Origin of the sequence: Metabacillus sp. B2-18 (genome assembly GCF_021117275.1) — a bacterium.
In the GTDB taxonomy this organism is placed as follows: Bacteria; Bacillota; Bacilli; order Bacillales; family Bacillaceae; genus Metabacillus.
Genome location: NZ_CP088245.1, coordinates 1,574,287 through 1,589,422, shown reverse-complemented (window position 1 = coordinate 1,589,422; position 15,136 = coordinate 1,574,287). Strand labels below are relative to the sequence as shown.

The 15,136-nt window shown below is 33.8% G+C and carries 16 protein-coding genes; 9 read left to right on the top strand and 7 right to left on the bottom strand.

The genetic code is table 11. The features are described from left to right. The first annotated feature begins 57 nt into the window (after nucleotides 1–57). Nucleotides 58–1,395 carry a DUF2254 domain-containing protein gene (locus LPC09_RS07980; protein ID WP_231309385.1) on the top strand — a complete coding sequence of 446 codons (1,338 nt, stop codon included), beginning with the start codon at nucleotides 58–60 and terminating at the stop codon, nucleotides 1,393–1,395. A gap of 26 nt (nucleotides 1,396–1,421) precedes the next feature. On the opposite strand, the gene LPC09_RS07975 is transcribed toward LPC09_RS07980, so the two are convergent. From LPC09_RS07975 to LPC09_RS07960, 4 genes are all read right to left on the bottom strand, one after another. Beyond that, entirely contained in the window at nucleotides 1,422–1,541 is a 120-nt protein-coding gene (locus tag LPC09_RS07975; RefSeq protein WP_231309384.1) for a DUF6254 family protein, read from the bottom strand. A gap of 173 nt (nucleotides 1,542–1,714) precedes the next feature. Further along, a complete protein-coding gene (locus LPC09_RS07970; protein WP_231309383.1) occupies nucleotides 1,715–3,058 on the bottom strand; it encodes a hemolysin family protein in 1,344 nt (447 codons plus the stop codon). 460 nt (nucleotides 3,059–3,518) lie between these two features. Further along, complete coding sequence (locus tag LPC09_RS07965) at nucleotides 3,519–4,253, bottom strand: metallophosphoesterase family protein (RefSeq protein ID WP_098795947.1); 735 nt, start codon at nucleotides 4,251–4,253, stop codon at nucleotides 3,519–3,521. Between the two features lie 109 nt (nucleotides 4,254–4,362). Continuing rightward, on the bottom strand, nucleotides 4,363–5,391 hold the full coding sequence (locus tag LPC09_RS07960; RefSeq protein WP_231309382.1) for a YkvI family membrane protein: 1,029 nt from the start codon (nucleotides 5,389–5,391) through the stop codon (nucleotides 4,363–4,365). A gap of 279 nt (nucleotides 5,392–5,670) precedes the next feature. On the opposite strand from LPC09_RS07960, the gene LPC09_RS07955 reads away from it, so the two are divergent. From LPC09_RS07955 to motB, 6 genes are all read left to right on the top strand, one after another. Beyond that, entirely contained in the window at nucleotides 5,671–7,794 is a 2,124-nt protein-coding gene (locus tag LPC09_RS07955; RefSeq protein WP_231309381.1) for an ATP-dependent Clp protease ATP-binding subunit, read from the top strand. Nucleotides 7,795–7,936: 142 nt separating this feature from the next. After that, complete coding sequence (locus LPC09_RS07950) at nucleotides 7,937–8,956, top strand: potassium channel family protein (protein ID WP_231309380.1); 1,020 nt, start codon at nucleotides 7,937–7,939, stop codon at nucleotides 8,954–8,956. 108 nt (nucleotides 8,957–9,064) lie between these two features. Continuing rightward, the gene (locus tag LPC09_RS07945) at nucleotides 9,065–9,334 is read left to right on the top strand and encodes a hypothetical protein (protein WP_098795950.1); all 270 of its coding nucleotides are present in this window, start codon (nucleotides 9,065–9,067) and stop codon (nucleotides 9,332–9,334) included. Nucleotides 9,335–9,465: 131 nt separating this feature from the next. Next, nucleotides 9,466–9,666 (top strand): hypothetical protein, encoded by a 201-nt coding sequence (locus tag LPC09_RS07940; protein ID WP_098795951.1) that lies wholly within the window; start codon nucleotides 9,466–9,468, stop codon nucleotides 9,664–9,666. A 183-nt stretch (nucleotides 9,667–9,849) separates the two neighbouring features. Beyond that, nucleotides 9,850–10,650, top strand: coding sequence for a flagellar motor stator protein MotA (motA, locus tag LPC09_RS07935; protein ID WP_231309379.1), 801 nt, complete (start codon nucleotides 9,850–9,852; stop codon nucleotides 10,648–10,650). Further along, on the top strand, nucleotides 10,643–11,404 hold the full coding sequence (motB, locus tag LPC09_RS07930) for a flagellar motor protein MotB (RefSeq protein ID WP_231309378.1): 762 nt from the start codon (nucleotides 10,643–10,645) through the stop codon (nucleotides 11,402–11,404). The genes motA and motB overlap by 8 nt, the downstream gene beginning before the upstream one ends. Nucleotides 11,405–11,475: 71 nt before the next feature. On the opposite strand, the gene LPC09_RS07925 is transcribed toward motB, so the two are convergent. Beyond that, on the bottom strand, nucleotides 11,476–11,937 hold the full coding sequence (locus tag LPC09_RS07925) for a MarR family winged helix-turn-helix transcriptional regulator (RefSeq protein ID WP_098795955.1): 462 nt from the start codon (nucleotides 11,935–11,937) through the stop codon (nucleotides 11,476–11,478). A gap of 300 nt (nucleotides 11,938–12,237) precedes the next feature. Here LPC09_RS07925 and LPC09_RS07920 point away from each other — a divergent pair, with 300 nt between their 5' ends. Continuing rightward, nucleotides 12,238–12,969, top strand: coding sequence for a ZIP family metal transporter (locus LPC09_RS07920; RefSeq protein ID WP_098795956.1), 732 nt, complete (start codon nucleotides 12,238–12,240; stop codon nucleotides 12,967–12,969). 48 nt (nucleotides 12,970–13,017) lie between these two features. Here the strand turns inward: LPC09_RS07920 and LPC09_RS27310 are convergent, their stop codons facing one another. After that, complete coding sequence (locus tag LPC09_RS27310; protein ID WP_269217426.1) at nucleotides 13,018–13,266, bottom strand: aspartyl-phosphate phosphatase Spo0E family protein; 249 nt, start codon at nucleotides 13,264–13,266, stop codon at nucleotides 13,018–13,020. 299 nt (nucleotides 13,267–13,565) lie between these two features. Between LPC09_RS27310 and LPC09_RS07910 the strand changes: the two genes are divergently transcribed. Further along, nucleotides 13,566–14,336, top strand: coding sequence for a divergent polysaccharide deacetylase family protein (locus tag LPC09_RS07910; protein WP_098795958.1), 771 nt, complete (start codon nucleotides 13,566–13,568; stop codon nucleotides 14,334–14,336). Between the two features lie 142 nt (nucleotides 14,337–14,478). Here the strand turns inward: LPC09_RS07910 and cbpA are convergent, their stop codons facing one another. After that, nucleotides 14,479–15,114 (bottom strand): cyclic di-AMP binding protein CbpA, encoded by a 636-nt coding sequence (cbpA, locus tag LPC09_RS07905; RefSeq protein WP_098795959.1) that lies wholly within the window; start codon nucleotides 15,112–15,114, stop codon nucleotides 14,479–14,481. Nucleotides 15,115–15,136: the final 22 nt, after the last annotated feature.

The window sequence follows — 15,136 nt, the reverse complement described above, 5'->3', positions numbered from 1 at the left end:
AAAATATATCACGAATAAATTCAATTTGCAATGGATTTATTGATTGGGGGCTTTCTTTTGTCACTAAAACAACTCATTATTCGGGTTCGATCCAGCTTTTGGTATTTACCAACAGTATATGGAATTCTTGCTTTTATTTTGGCCGTACTAAGCATGTTTTTAGATCGTTATCTGATGAATCAACCTTTTTATACAAAAATTCCAGATCTTTTTCTATCTGATATGAACCTTTCACAAACAATATTAAGTTCTTTAGCAACTTCCTTACTAACGATGACAACTATTACATTTTCATCAATTCTTGTAGTCCTAACAACCTATTTATCACAGTTTTCTCCCAGGACATTACAAAATTTTATTACGGATCATCATACACAGCGTGTACTCGGAATTTTTATTGGAGGTTTTATCTATACAATTATTTTATTATTGTTAGTACGAAAAAATGATAACAGTACACTTTTTATTGTTCCAACACTAGCCATATTCGTGTCAATCATTTGCTTGGGAATGTTTGTCTTTTTTATTCATCATGTTACAACATGGATAAAAGTAAGTAACTTAATTTTCAATATCACGAAAAAAACAATTACATCTATTCATAAGCATTTTGTTGATGAACAGGAATTTAGGGAGGACCCACCATGGGAGAATTGGGAATATGATGAAATTCAAACAGTTAAGCCTTACTCCCTTTACAGCAAGCGTTCGGGATATATTGAGTACATTGAACTTGAAAAGATAATTTCTCAAGCATCAAAAGATGATTTAATTATAAAACTAGAACAAGATCTTGGTAAGTATGTTGATGAAGATACCGTTCTTTTTTCAATCTGGGGCCTTAAAGATGTCTCAAAATCAAAAATGTTTTCAACTTTTATAACAATTTCATCCGATCAAGAGCCTGTTCAGGATGTTCATTTTGGTTTGCAAAAATTAGTTGAAATTGCACTAAGAGCTGTTTCACCAGGAATCAACGATCCTTATACAGCGATAAATAGTATCAATCATTTAGCAAAAATCTTGTCATTATTAGGAAAGAAACATTTAGCTACACCTTTTCATTATGATGAACATCACCAATTGCGGCTGATTTTTGAAAAGCCATCTTTTGATGACTATCTATATGAATGCTTTTATCAAATTCGTTATTATGCTAGAGAAGATGTTTCTGTTATGGCTTCAATATTAAAAGCCCTTTCGTTTATTGCACAAGGAAATACACAATACATCAGAAACTCTGTTTGGGATTTTTCCTTTTATATTGTAGAAGGATTAAACGAAGTAAAGTGGTTGTCAAAAGATCGGGATTTTTTAAATAAGCTATTAAAATCGATAGCAAAAGAATGTAATAAACAAAAGAAAACACAAGAAATACTTCTTAAAGAAAGGTGAGGTGAAATTTCCCCACCTTTCTATTTCTATTCTTTTTTACCTGCTTCTTCTAAAAGCTGATCAAAGGATTTTACTTTACCGTGAGGATTTTGAGATTGTTTTCGAACCGCCCATTGACGTTCTTTTTGTGATTTTGATTGTGTCATACTAAAAACCCCTTTTCAGCATATTAGCCTCAATCCCGAAGCTTTTATATTTTTACCTTTTAAAGATCTTTCATTCTTAAACATTCTTAGATCTGTAACCATTTATTGGGGATAAGAGAGTATAGTTGATCTTAAATAACAAAAAGAACCTACATTTTTTGTAGGCTCTTTTGTTATGAAGTGGCTACTCCCTTATCAAGCAGCGCTGGGTTTGGTAAAACCTGTGGAACCTTTGTTATTTCTAGGGAACGAATGTGATGGTTTTCCATGTCATGTACTTTAAACATATGTGATCCAAATTCAATAAAGTCACCTTTTTGGATATCATATTGTTCTGTAAGCATCCACCCGCCAATAGTATCAACATCAGAATCATCGATATCAAGACCTAATAACTCATTAATTTCGCTAACTAACACTTTGCCATCAATGATATATTTTGTATCATTTAATTTTTGAACAAGCGGAACTTCGTCAGCATCGAATTCATCACGTATTTCTCCAACAATTTCTTCTAGTATATCCTCAACCGTGACAAGCCCGGCTGTACCACCATATTCATCAATTAATATGGCCATATGAATTCTTTCTCTTTGCATTTTAAGCAACAATTCATGGATAGGTATTGATTCGATCACCTGAATAATCGGTCTTACATATTTATCAATTGTAAACGTTTTTTGATTTTCAAAGTGTATTAAGTCAGTGAATATTTCTTTAATATTTACAATTCCAACGATATGATCTTTATCACCATCTACAATTGGATATCGTGTATATTTTTCGTCCTTAATAATTTCTAATTGCTCTTGAATTGTAGCATCAATCGATAACGAAACAATCTCCGTTCGAGGCACCATTATTTCCTTCGCAATTCGGTTATCAAATTCAAATATTTTATTCACATACTTAAATTCAGATTGATTAATTTCACCACTTTTAAAACTTTCAGAAAGAATGATTCTAAGCTCTTCTTCACTATGCGCCATTTCATGTTCCGATACAGGCTTAAAACCAAATAATCCTGTAATAAATCGAGCAGATCCGTTTAAAGCCCAAATAAATGGGTACATTATAATATAGAATGCCATTAATGGCTTAGAAAACCATAAACTAACAGCTTCAGCCTTTTGTATGGCTACAGTTTTTGGAGCTAATTCACCTACAACCACATGCAAAAATGTAATCGTCACAAACGCAATTGAAAATGATAACACTGTTGATACGGATGAAGGTAGATCATACTGCTGAAACACTGGTTTTAACATGTGTTCTATGGTTGGTTCACCTAACCAACCTAAACCAAGAGCAGTAATGGTTATTCCTAATTGACAAGCCGACAGATATTCATCAAGGTTATTAATGACTTTCTTCGCGGCACTTGCCTTTTTGTTTCCTTCTGCAATTAATTGGTCAATACGAGAGCTCCTAATTCTAATGATCGCAAATTCAGAAGCAACGAAAAAACCCGTAAGAGCGATTAAAATTGCAACAAGCAACAAATTTACTATGTCCAAATAAGCTTCCTTTCTCCGTCAAAAAACGGAAAAGGAGTCACCTCCTGAGAGTTAAGTCTAACACAAAACCTATATACATCTATTCTTATTATCAGCGTCCGCTTGGAGTTCAATAAGGGATGCGATAACAATACTATTCATTTTTAACACTGCCCCATATTATCACCCCACAGTTTTAGTTAAAGTTATCATAATACGAAAGAAACAATACAGTCAAACGTAACACTTTGGTGATTTTCTTAATAATTATGTGATAATTCGTTTAATAATACCTTTTTCAATGAAAAACAACATTATTTGACCGTAAATGAGCATATTTAAAAATTTACCAGGATTTACATATTTTTTTCAAACCCTCTTTCAATAAAACCTTCCAGGACACCTATAAATTTTACTAACCCTTACATATAAAAAAGCAATCAAGATTGTTTTGATTGCTTTTTTTGGTAGTTACCTCTATCTAATTTTTTAAACCTCTGTACTTTGCTGTTGTTAACTCTTGTATGTATGGCTCTAGGTCAGGCATTTCTACGTCTTTAGCTAATTGAATAGCTCTTTCTATATTATATGGTACACGTACAAAGGTAATACTAAATCCTGCCTCCCTTTTAGAATCATATTCCCCTTCGACGATCGTATATGAAGCCTGAGTGAGGTCTAAAGGATTACCTACACTACCTGTATTGAAAAGTGTTTTCCCGTTTAAATATTGAATAAAGGCATGATGAACATCACCATAACCAACAACATCCGGTTGATAAGTGCTTATTCCAGTGTATTCCGTATTAGTAAACATACCTAATCGTGTCTCAATTGAATCCCAAGGCTGAACTCTTGTATAAACGCTCTGTGGTGAGGCATGAAATAATCGGATCAGTTTTCCGCTCATATAAAAATCAAATGAAAAGGGCAATGACTCCAAATAAAGATTTTGATCCACCGTTAATTGATGTTGATGCCACTTCAATGATTCAAATTCAGTTTCCTTTGTAATGAAGTCATCCCAATTTCCTTTTATAACTTTTTCACAGCTTTGTCTTATTTTCTGTATCACTTCATAAGAATCAGGTCCTTTTCCAACTAAATCTCCTAAACAAAAAATACGTTGAATCTTTTTTTGTTTTATGTCATCTAAAACTGCATCTAACGCAGGAATATTTCCATGAATATCCGAAATAATTGCAATTCGTTCCATATTCGCCCTCCACATTACACAACTTGTCCTATTAGTATAAAGCATTAACGACCGTGTTGAAATAGCATGACAATACAAGCATCAACCACGGTCGTTAAAATTGGATATGCTACTTAGGAACTTTTTTAATCATTAATAACAGAAGTACTCCTAAACAAACATATCCAAAGATCGGATATAATGTAGAAATTAATGAACTATACCCAAATTTACTTATAAAAGCGGCTACACATAGTATTGAGCAAACAATAATCATACTAGGTATATTGAGAAACGATGCTATTTGTCTTTCTAAACCATATAAATTGCCTATAACTGAGGTAAAAACTTCACCATATATGACAGCTATGTAAATAAAATAAATGGCATAAAAAGTTGTTTTCATTACCTCAGCCATCGGTATGTCATAATCCATAACGTTAGGAAGAGTCGAAAGAGCAATATGACTGCTAATTAGAATTGCTGTTAAAAAGACTCCCCCAAGGATCCCTCCCCGTTTCAAGACTTTCTCATCTTTGATCTCATTTGCTAAAGGCACTAAAACAGCTGCAGCCATTGTTAAATTAAAGGCTGCATAAGAAACAGCAGAAAGAATCCATTTAAATGTGGCAGATGATTTATCGGGCATTACACTTAAAGCTTCAATAGAGAAAGATTGAACAGCTAGAATGGTACTAAATAGAATCAGCATTGGTACTACAATGATATTTACACTAAATAACCCCTTAATACCAAAAAACATAACAGCTATTGTTAATAAAATCGTAATAATAACACCTAACCTTACAGAAAGACCAAGCTGTTCTTTAAATATCGCTCCTGCACCCGACAACATGATAGAGGTTAATCCTAATAATATGATAAGCATAAAAATATTTATAAATCTTCCTATTTTCTTACCAAATAAAAAGATCATTAAATCTTGATAAGAAGCTGCGTTAATTCGCTTTGATAGGATGAGCATTTTCGTCCCAATATAAACAAAAATAAAACCCACTAATAAAATACCTGCAAGTCCAAAAACACCGTATTTTGTAAAAAACTCAACTATTTCTCGTCCAGTCGCAAACCCTGCTCCTACTACTGTTCCTACATAAACAGCAGCGACTTGAAACGAGGCAATCCAAGATCTTCTCATCCTTTACACCTCACTATAGATAAACAGCTTGTATCATTATATGAGCGTAAATAGAGATGATTCACTTCATTTTCATAACCTTTTTAAAAATTCCTGTAAGAAAATCCCATTACTAAATTGTAGGCAAAACACTTGAAAGTCAAAAAAGGTCAAAGTATACTATGATCAAAGAAGGTCAAACATGAGACCTCTTTCTTTTTATCCTATTGGTCAATAAAGATCAAACTCTTTCGCTGAAATCTTTTTTATATAAATTAATAATGAAAAGGAGTTTTAAAGATGATGTGTGAAAATTGTCAATCAAAACAAGCTACAGTTCATTTAAACGTTCAAATAAATAATCAACATAAGCAACTAACATTATGTAATGACTGCTATTCAACGTATAAACAAGCTATCCCTTCAGGATTGTCAGGAGGATTTCCTTCGTTTCCATTTGAACAATTTATGAAAGGACTTCAACAACAAGCATCATCAGCGGAAAACGTTCAACCAAAAACTCAATCCAGCGGTGGTGGGATTCTAGACCAACTTGGCCGTAATTTAACTCATGCTTCACGAGCAGGCTTAATCGATCCTGTGATTGGCCGTGAAGAAGAAGTTGATCGAATGATTGAAATATTAAACCGCCGAAACAAAAATAATCCCGTGTTAATTGGAGAACCAGGCGTAGGAAAAACAGCTGTCGTGGAAGGTCTTGCTTTAAAGATTGCAAACGGCTCTGTTCCAACAAAGCTTACAAATAAAGAGGTTTATCTCTTAGATGTAGCATCACTTGTTGCAAATACAGGGATTAGAGGTCAATTTGAAGAACGAATGAAGAAGATTATAGAAGAGCTACAAAATCGTAAAAACATTATATTATTCATAGATGAAATTCATCAGCTTGTTGGGGCTGGTTCAGCAGAGGGTTCAATGGATGCAGGTAATATCCTAAAACCAGCTCTGGCAAGAGGAGAGCTTCAAGTTGTAGGTGCTACAACATTAAAAGAATATAGAAAAATTGAAAAAGATGCTGCACTTGAGCGACGCTTTCAGCCAGTAATGGTTCATGAACCAACAATTGATAAAGCGATTGAAATCTTAAAAGGTATTCAAGATAAGTACGAGCAATATCATCATGTATCTTATTCAGATGAAGCTATTGAAGCCTGCGTTTCCCTTTCACATCGTTATATTCAAGACCGATATCTTCCTGATAAGGCAATCGACTTGTTGGATGAAGCTGGTTCTAAAAAGAACTTAATGTTAAAAAATGAAAGTGATGAAGAGATAAAAGAACGTCTAAAACATATTTCACTAAAAAAACAAGAAGCTACTAAAAACGAAGACTACGAATTAGCTGCTAAATTAAGAGATGAAGAAGCTCATCTTGAATCGCAGTTAAATAGTGAAAAATCAACAAATGAAAAGCTTGTTGTTTCTATAGAGGACATTCAATCCATTATAGCAAAGAAAACAGGAATTCCAGTTGGAAAGCTTCAAAGTCATGAGCAATCAAAAATGAAGCATTTAGAGAAAAGTCTCACAGAAAAAGTCATTGGACAAGAAGATGCTGTTCGTAAAGTATCAAAAGCAATCCGAAGAAGTCGTGCTGGTCTTAAATCCAAGGCTCGACCAATTGGTTCCTTCTTATTCGTTGGACCAACCGGTGTTGGTAAAACAGAATTAACAAAGTCTTTAGCAGAAGAACTTTTTGGCTCAAAAGACTCAATGATACGCCTAGATATGAGTGAGTATATGGAGAAACATGCTGTTTCAAAAATTATTGGCTCTCCTCCAGGTTATGTAGGGCATGATGAAGCCGGTCAACTAACTGAAAAAGTTCGCCGCAATCCTTATAGTATAATTCTATTAGATGAAATTGAGAAAGCTCATCCAGATGTGCAACACTTGTTCCTACAGATCTTAGAGGATGGCAGATTGACAGATAGTCAAGGTCGTACCGTCAGCTTTAAGGATACTGTTATTATTATGACAAGTAATGCAGGCGTAGGTGAAAAACGTATAACCGTTGGATTTGAAACATCATCAAACACAGCTGTAGAAGAAAGCCAGCTATTACAATCACTTGGTTCATTCTTTAAACCAGAATTTCTTAATAGATTTGATAATATCATTGAGTTTTCTTCACTTGAAAAAGAAGATCTCTTAAAAATTGTTACATTAATGATAAAAGAGCTAGCTGAAACATTATCAGAACAAAATATCTCAATTACTGTTACTAATGAGGCAAAGGAAAAACTTGCTGCACTAGGCTTTCACCCCGCCTTTGGTGCCCGCCCACTTCGCCGTGTCATACAAGAGCATGTAGAAGATCAAATAACTGATCTTCTTTTAGATCAAGAAAATATAACACAAATCGATGTAGATGTTGTTGACAATAAGATTGCAGTTAAATAAAAGGATACGGGACAGTCCAAACAAGGACTGTCCCGTATCTTTTTTTCCAATAGATAACCAATTTCATATTTTATATATACTTAAATATGTTAAGATTTTCTTATGACTGATTGTTCTAGACTGAGCGAAAGGAGTGTTCCCTGTGTTTTTAATTCGATTCTTTATGAAAGTCATACATATGAACAACTGGATACTTATTTTTGCAACATTATCGTTAATATTAGCAAGCAGCTATATTGTTTATTATATTGAACCAGAAACTTTTACAAGCCCTTTCGAAGGATTATGGTGGACAATGACGACTGTTGCAACAGTTGGTTATGGTGATGTTTCACCTACAACTGTAAACGGAAAAATTTTCGCTATGTTTCTGTACATTGTAGGAATTGGCTTAATGAGTATCTTCATTGGTAAAGTAATTGACTTCTTTAGTATCAGAAATCGCTTAAAGGAGGAAGGAAAATTGAAAATCACAACGAAGAACCACATTTTATTAATTAACTGGACAAAAAAAGCTGCCATTACTTTAGAAGAGCTTTTAAAGACTTTTGAGCATGTTCGAGTTGTCATTGTTGATGAAAACATTTCAAAAATCCCACTTCAACACGAACGGGTTGAATTTGTAAATGGAAACCCTGCAAGTATTGATGTTCTTTATCAAGCTAATATATTAAGTTCTAAATCTATTATGGTTTTTTCACCAGATGATGTTCTAACAGCTTCACAGGCAGATGGACATACACTATTAATTGCTTCTATGATAAAAGGAATTGAAAAAGAACATATTCAGCATATTTATACGATTTGTGAAGTGTCCAATTCAAATCATATTCATGCCTTCAACCATGTTAATGTGAACGAATATATTACCGCAAATGACACCGCTGCCCATTTAGCCGCTAGGTCTATTTTGTTTAATGGTTCTAGTGAAATTATTCGCCAACTAACAAGTCATGAGGGATATGACCTTTACTCTATTTCTAAAAAATCAGAGTGGAAAACGTATCAAGATGCAAGCATTGCTTTGTCAGCAAAAGGGGCCATTCTTCTTTCCAACGGAAATGATATGTCCATTATAAGCAAGCTTCATCAACCTATTCCAAGCGATGCAAAATTGTTTATTATTTGTAACGATGAAACATATTTTGATATTGTTTCATAATTAAGAGTCACTTTCTCCTAAGGGAAAGTGACTCTTTTTCTTGTGATCTCTCTTCTCTGTCATTGCTGTTGTTTCTCATACATATACATGCTATGAGAGGTGTTGTACATGCTAAAAAGTTCAAATTTTTTCCTATTAATCTCCTTTTTTCTTTTATTAGTTAATGGGTCAGCTCTTGGCTTTATTCTTTTTCATGCACGACTTGGTGAAGGGTTTGGAATCAGCCTGTTTTGTTGTACAAGTTTACTAGGGGCATTATTAGCATCAATTGCCTTTGAAACAAAATCGACCTACTATTCCCGTTTATTTTTCTATAGCCATCTTGTCATTACGATTCTTCCTCTTTATTATGTTGGTATTTCTAAGATGTTAAGTTAATTCTATCGGTCAGAAGACTGATTTTTTCTCACCCACATTTACGATTCTTTTTCCATCTTGTAACGGAAGTAGTTGGAACAATTTTCCTCTATGATGAAGATAACAAGAGAATTTGTGGGAGATGAGAAAAGATGTTTATGAATGAGTATACACAAAAACAATTATTTGAATTACAAAGTGCACTACTTGAAAAACAATCGATTGTAAGAGCATCACAATTTGAAGAAAATGAAAATGCCAGAGCAGCTTTCGGATATAATTGTCTATCAAATACAAAAAGATATGTTAACTTTAAAAACTGGCTACTAAGAAAAGCTATCGATGAGAATTGATAGCTTTTTATTATTTAGAAATGTAGATAAACAACTTTATTTTAGACCAAAGTCCCCACATCTCCCCTCTTTTTCGGTTGCTAAGAAATTTCTTTCACAACTTCTTGAAACAAAACCTAAAATTTTAATAAATCTTACCGATATAAGAGATAAGAAAATAATGAGGAAATATGGTGATTTACGATGGATAAAACGTCATTAATAGGAATATTACTTGCGATAATCGCAGTAGGTGTTGGGATGTTTATGAAAGGTGTTAGTCCCACAGTATTAATTAACCCAGCCGCAATATTAATTATTCTTTTGGGTACAGCAGCGGCTGTTATTATTGCTTTCCCAACTAGTGAAATCAAAAAGGTGCCTAAGCTATTTGGCATTATCTTTAAAGAACAAAAAACTCCTTCAATTCAGGAGTTAATCCCCTTATTCTCTGATTGGGCACAAGTTGCTCGTAAAGAGGGGTTACTTGCACTTGAAGCAAAACTTGCTGATGTTGAGGATCCTTTCTTAAAAAGCGGCTTACTTATGGCCGTAGATGGACAAAATGCTGAATTTATTCGCGATGTTATGTCAGAAGAAATTGAAGCAATGGAAGAGCGTCACCAAGGGTCAGCATCTATTTTCACACAAGCAGGAACATATGCACCGACACTTGGAGTACTTGGAGCGGTAGTTGGTTTAATTGCTGCCCTCTCCGATATGAGTAATACAGATGCATTAGGACATGCGATAAGTGCGGCATTCGTTGCCACATTAATGGGTATTTTTACAGGATACGTATTATGGCATCCATTTGCAAATAAATTAAAGAGGAAGTCTAAGCAAGAAGCACTAGTAAAACAGGTTATGATAGAAGGTGTACTTTCTGTTTTAGAAGGACAAGCACCAAAAGCAATCGAGCAAAAGCTAGCAACATATTTGCCAGTTACTGAAAGAAACAAATTAGATGCTGCTGTTACTGGAGGAGAGAGTGTAAATGGCTAAAAAGAAAAAGCATAAGCATCATGATGAACATATGGATGAATCATGGCTTGTTCCTTACGCCGATTTACTAACTCTCGTTCTGGCACTTTTCATCGTGTTATTTGCGATGAGTTCAGTTGATGCGCAAAAATTTCAGCAAGTGGCGAAATCATTAAATGCAGCTTTCGATGGAGGAACAAGTGTATTAGAATACCCAAGCCCTACTCCTGAAAGCGAGTTAGAAGATCTTAATGTTCAAAAAGATGAAGCATCGAAAGAACAATTAGAAGCTGCTCAGCAAAAAATGGAACAAGAGAACTTACAAAAAATTCAAGAAAAAATCAACACGTACATTAAGGAAAATAACCTTCAAGCAAAGTTAGGTACAACTCTTACTGATGAAGGTTTACTAATTACATTACTAAATGATATCTTTTTCGACTCAGGAAGCGCAGATATTCGTGCGAAAGATGAAAAGCTGGCTAAAGAAATATCTGATCTTCTTATCATGAACCCACCTCGTAATATTATCGTGAGTGGTCATACAGATGATATACCAATCAATAACTCTGAATTTGATTCAAACTGGCATTTAAGTGTTATGCGTGCCGTTAATTTTATGAAAATATTAATTGAAAATGATAAATTGGATCCTAAAGCCTTCAGTGCTAAAGGATTTGGTGAATATAAACCGGTAGCTACAAATGAGACAAGTGAAGGACGTCAAAAAAACCGACGTGTTGAAATTCTCGTTCTTCCTTACGAGCAAAAATAATATGCTTAAAGAAAAGCGGGTCAATCCAATGTAGGATTGACCCGCTTTAATGTTTTAAAAGTAATCTTTAGTTAATGCTTTTCAGTTTTCAATAAATCATTAGCATGATAACCCACTTTTTTAAGAAGCTCTGTGACTAATGCCTTTTCTTCATCAGACAATACGTTTACAATTTCATCAATTTTTTCTTGATGAGGGGGGAATATTTCTTCAATTAGTTCTTTTCCCTTATCCGTTATCTGAGCATGTGTTACTCTTCGGTCATTAGGACATGCCTTTCTTATAAGTAAGCCCTTTTGCTCTAATTTATCTACTACATATGTGATACTCCCACTTGCCAACAGTATTTTCCCACCTATTTGTTGTAAAGGCTGATCTCCTTTGTGGTATAAAAGCTCTAGAACAGCAAATTCTGTCGGGTTTAATTTAAATGTTGATATATGTTTATTAACGACATCGTTAAATGCTCTGTGGGCACGCGATAGCACAATAAAAAACTTTAAAGACTCTTCTATTCCCTTTGTTTTTTCCAATTCATCTCAATCCTTTTTCATATATCTTGAATTCAAAATAAATAATTAGCATTATAATAGAACATGTTGTATAGAAAGTCAAATCATCTTTTAATTATTGGAACAAATAGCCCACCTATTCATATACTTTATTGAGCCCTGCAACAGCAAGTGATTTTTTCATTCTTTGCTTATCGTATAATTCGGTAAAAATGACCTTCTATTTAAGCGAATTCTTCCTTAGGTTACCTAATTCAGTTATAATAGTTCTAATTACGATTCTAAAGCAAAGTGTATCCATTTTAGAAGGAGCAATCACATATGTCAGATGTTTTATTGGGAAGTGTATTATCTGCATTATCTACAGGATTAGGTGCAGTACCTATCCTATTTCTTCAAAGAACGATTACGCATCGTTGGAGAGATATTTTATTAGCCTTTACAGCCGGTATTATGATGACTGCTGCCATGTTAGGCTTAATTCCTGAGTCATTAAATTATGGGGGGATATTGGAAGTTTCCATCGGTTTATTTCTTGGGGTACTTATTTTAACATCACTTGAAAGAGCCATTCCTCATATTGATTTGGAACATACCAAAAGTGGAATTAAATTTGATGAAAAAGCTATGCTTATTATTGCAGCAATAACCTTGCATAATATTCCAGAAGGGTTATCGGTTGGAGTTAGTTATGCTTCATCTGTTAGTGAGACAGGAAACCTAATAGCCTTTGCAATCGGTCTACAAAATGCACCGGAAGGATTTTTGGTTGCTCTATTCTTAATCAATCAAAATATAAATCGAGGAAAAGCATTCTTAATTGCTACAGCAACAGGTGCTGTGGAAATTGTAGCATCATTACTTGGTTTTTATTTAACAAGCTTTGTCGCCTTTCTTGTACCATATGGATTAGCTTTTGCAGCAGGTGCGATGCTGTTTATCATCTACAAAGAGCTAATTCCGGAATCTCATGGAGATGGAAATGAACAATTTGCGACATACTCATTTATTATTGGCATTCTTTGCATGGTTATTCTTATAAATAGTTTTTAATGCAATAACACGAAGAAAATACAGTGCTTGTCCACTGTATTTTTTATTTTAATAAGAATATCTGTCTGTGTACGTAAATAATTTCATTGAATGAACTAAGTCATGAAAAGGGACAACTTTAGGTTTTTTCTCTTCTATTAGAATCTGTTGATATTCATTTAAAAGCAAGTCCAAATCTTGACTACATTGAACAGCCAATTCACTTGTATATCCTTCTTTATTAGCCGTTTCAATCATTTCTTTTCTTTTTATATTAATTGTTTCAAGAAGCTTTGTTTTTAAAGAATTATTATTCATCTCAGAGCCCCTCCTAGTTATTCAATTTTGCGATAATCTAAAGTTAAACGGTTCTTGATATTATCCCACACAAGTAATCTTGTAAGAAATTATTACAAAACTTTGCACTTGTGTAAAGACTATCGCAATTTTAGACATTTTTTTCACCTTTAAATATGACAAAATTGAAAACTTTTTCTTATTATTTTTATTCCCACATCTGCTTTACTTTAAACTACCTTTTTCTCACCTTTATAAACACATCTTTTTATTAAGCGTGGTTAACCTATACATATATACAAGTAAAGGAGAACACTCCCATGAAAAAATTTATGATTAGTTTGATTCTTCTTCTTTCTATACCTATTGCAATATTTGCTCAATCACGCTCAATTGAAAGACAGGTAGCAATAGTTATTGATGACCTAGGTAATGGAATGAAAGGTACTGAACAAATCCTCTCTTTACCTATTCAATTAACTGTAGCGGTTATGCCATTTTTACCTACAACAAAAAAAGACGCAAATCTAGCCCATGAAAAAGGCCATGAGGTCATTGTGCATCTTCCAATGGAGCCTTTACATGGAAAAAAGAGTTGGCTTGGCCCCGGAGCTATTACGACTGATTTATCAAATAAAGAAATTAGAAAAAGAGTAAATGATGCAATTGATGATGTCCCCCATGCTGTTGGAATGAACAATCATATGGGATCTAAAGCCACAGCAGATGCTAGGGTAATGAAAATTATATTAGAGGTATGTAAGGAAAGAGGGCTTTATTATTTAGATAGCAAAACTACAGGAAAAAGTGTTGTTGAAACAATTGCAAAACAATTAGAGGTTCCTTATTTGGAGAATGAGCTATTTTTTGATGAACAATATACAACAAGTCACATTACGAAACAAGCTAATTTACTAATGAATCGAATTGAAAAAGATAATGAAATTATTGCAATAGGGCATGTTGGGATAGCTGGAGAAAAAACAGCATCCGTTTTAAAGCAATACGTGCCTTTAGTGAAAGAAAAAGCAGAAACGGTTACACTTTCTAAACTATTCTTTGATCCTGAAGACATAACAAATTTGGAATGATTACTTCAAACCCGGTAAGTGAGCTCTAGGTAGTTCATAACCTATGAAACATTCCCAATTTTGACTACCTCTTTTCCATACTCGAAACAACCTTCTTATAAAAAAAGGGCTATCAACTGTAGCCCTTTCTGTAGTCCATTACCTATTTATGATCAATACGATCAACAGAGGTAACTCTGAATTCTTTATCCTCTAATTTTTTAATAACCTTCTGCAATTTTTTCTCAGATAAATCACCTGATAAATTTAGAATAATTCTTCTGATATATTTATCACCATTATCCATCGTTAGCAGGCCTTCTATATTAATATCCTTAACAGTAGTTACTAAGTCCTTAATAGCCCCTTTATGCTCCTTAGTTCCAACTGTAAGAAGGACACCACCAGTTTTCATCCCAAATGAATCTTCAAGGACATCCATTATATTTGAATGGGTAATAATTCCTGAGAATTCTTTCTCTTCATTTATTACTGCTAAAAATGGAAGTCGTCGAATCGTTAAGAATGTCTTGAAAAATGAATCCTCTTCGTATATGTAAGCATCTTGATTCTGCACTAACGGTTCAATCGGATCACTTTCTTTACCATTATGCTCTACATAATGCTCAAGCAAATGTACTTTATAAATAAAACCAACAAAGATTTTACCATCTTTCTTTAAAACCGGAATAGAACGGTAACCTGTTTCCTTTAGATAATCATATGCTTCTTTTACTGTACAGCTAATATCACAATATTTCACGTCTGCTTTCTGTACATAATGATATCTAACCTTCATTTATACAACCCCCTTTTAACAA

Bases quoted from the DNA above. Each gene is read 5' to 3' on its own strand.
- motB (WP_231309378.1), top strand. From the start codon at position 10,643: ATGGCTAAAAAGAAAAAGCATAAGCATCATGATGAACATATGGATGAA.
- motA (WP_231309379.1), top strand. From the start codon at position 9,850: ATGGATAAAACGTCATTAATAGGAATATTACTTGCGATAATCGCAGTA.
- LPC09_RS07945 (WP_098795950.1), top strand. From the start codon at position 9,065: ATGCTAAAAAGTTCAAATTTTTTCCTATTAATCTCCTTTTTTCTTTTA.
- LPC09_RS07940 (WP_098795951.1), top strand. From the start codon at position 9,466: ATGTTTATGAATGAGTATACACAAAAACAATTATTTGAATTACAAAGT.
- LPC09_RS07965 (WP_098795947.1), bottom strand. From the start codon at position 4,253: ATGGAACGAATTGCAATTATTTCGGATATTCATGGAAATATTCCTGCG.
- LPC09_RS07955 (WP_231309381.1), top strand. From the start codon at position 5,671: ATGATGTGTGAAAATTGTCAATCAAAACAAGCTACAGTTCATTTAAAC.
- LPC09_RS07960 (WP_231309382.1), bottom strand. From the start codon at position 5,391: ATGAGAAGATCTTGGATTGCCTCGTTTCAAGTCGCTGCTGTTTATGTA.
- LPC09_RS27310 (WP_269217426.1), bottom strand. From the start codon at position 13,266: ATGAATAATAATTCTTTAAAAACAAAGCTTCTTGAAACAATTAATATA.
- LPC09_RS07920 (WP_098795956.1), top strand. From the start codon at position 12,238: ATGTCAGATGTTTTATTGGGAAGTGTATTATCTGCATTATCTACAGGA.
- cbpA (WP_098795959.1), bottom strand. From the start codon at position 15,114: ATGAAGGTTAGATATCATTATGTACAGAAAGCAGACGTGAAATATTGT.
- LPC09_RS07975 (WP_231309384.1), bottom strand. From the start codon at position 1,541: ATGACACAATCAAAATCACAAAAAGAACGTCAATGGGCGGTTCGAAAA.
- LPC09_RS07910 (WP_098795958.1), top strand. From the start codon at position 13,566: ATGAAAAAATTTATGATTAGTTTGATTCTTCTTCTTTCTATACCTATT.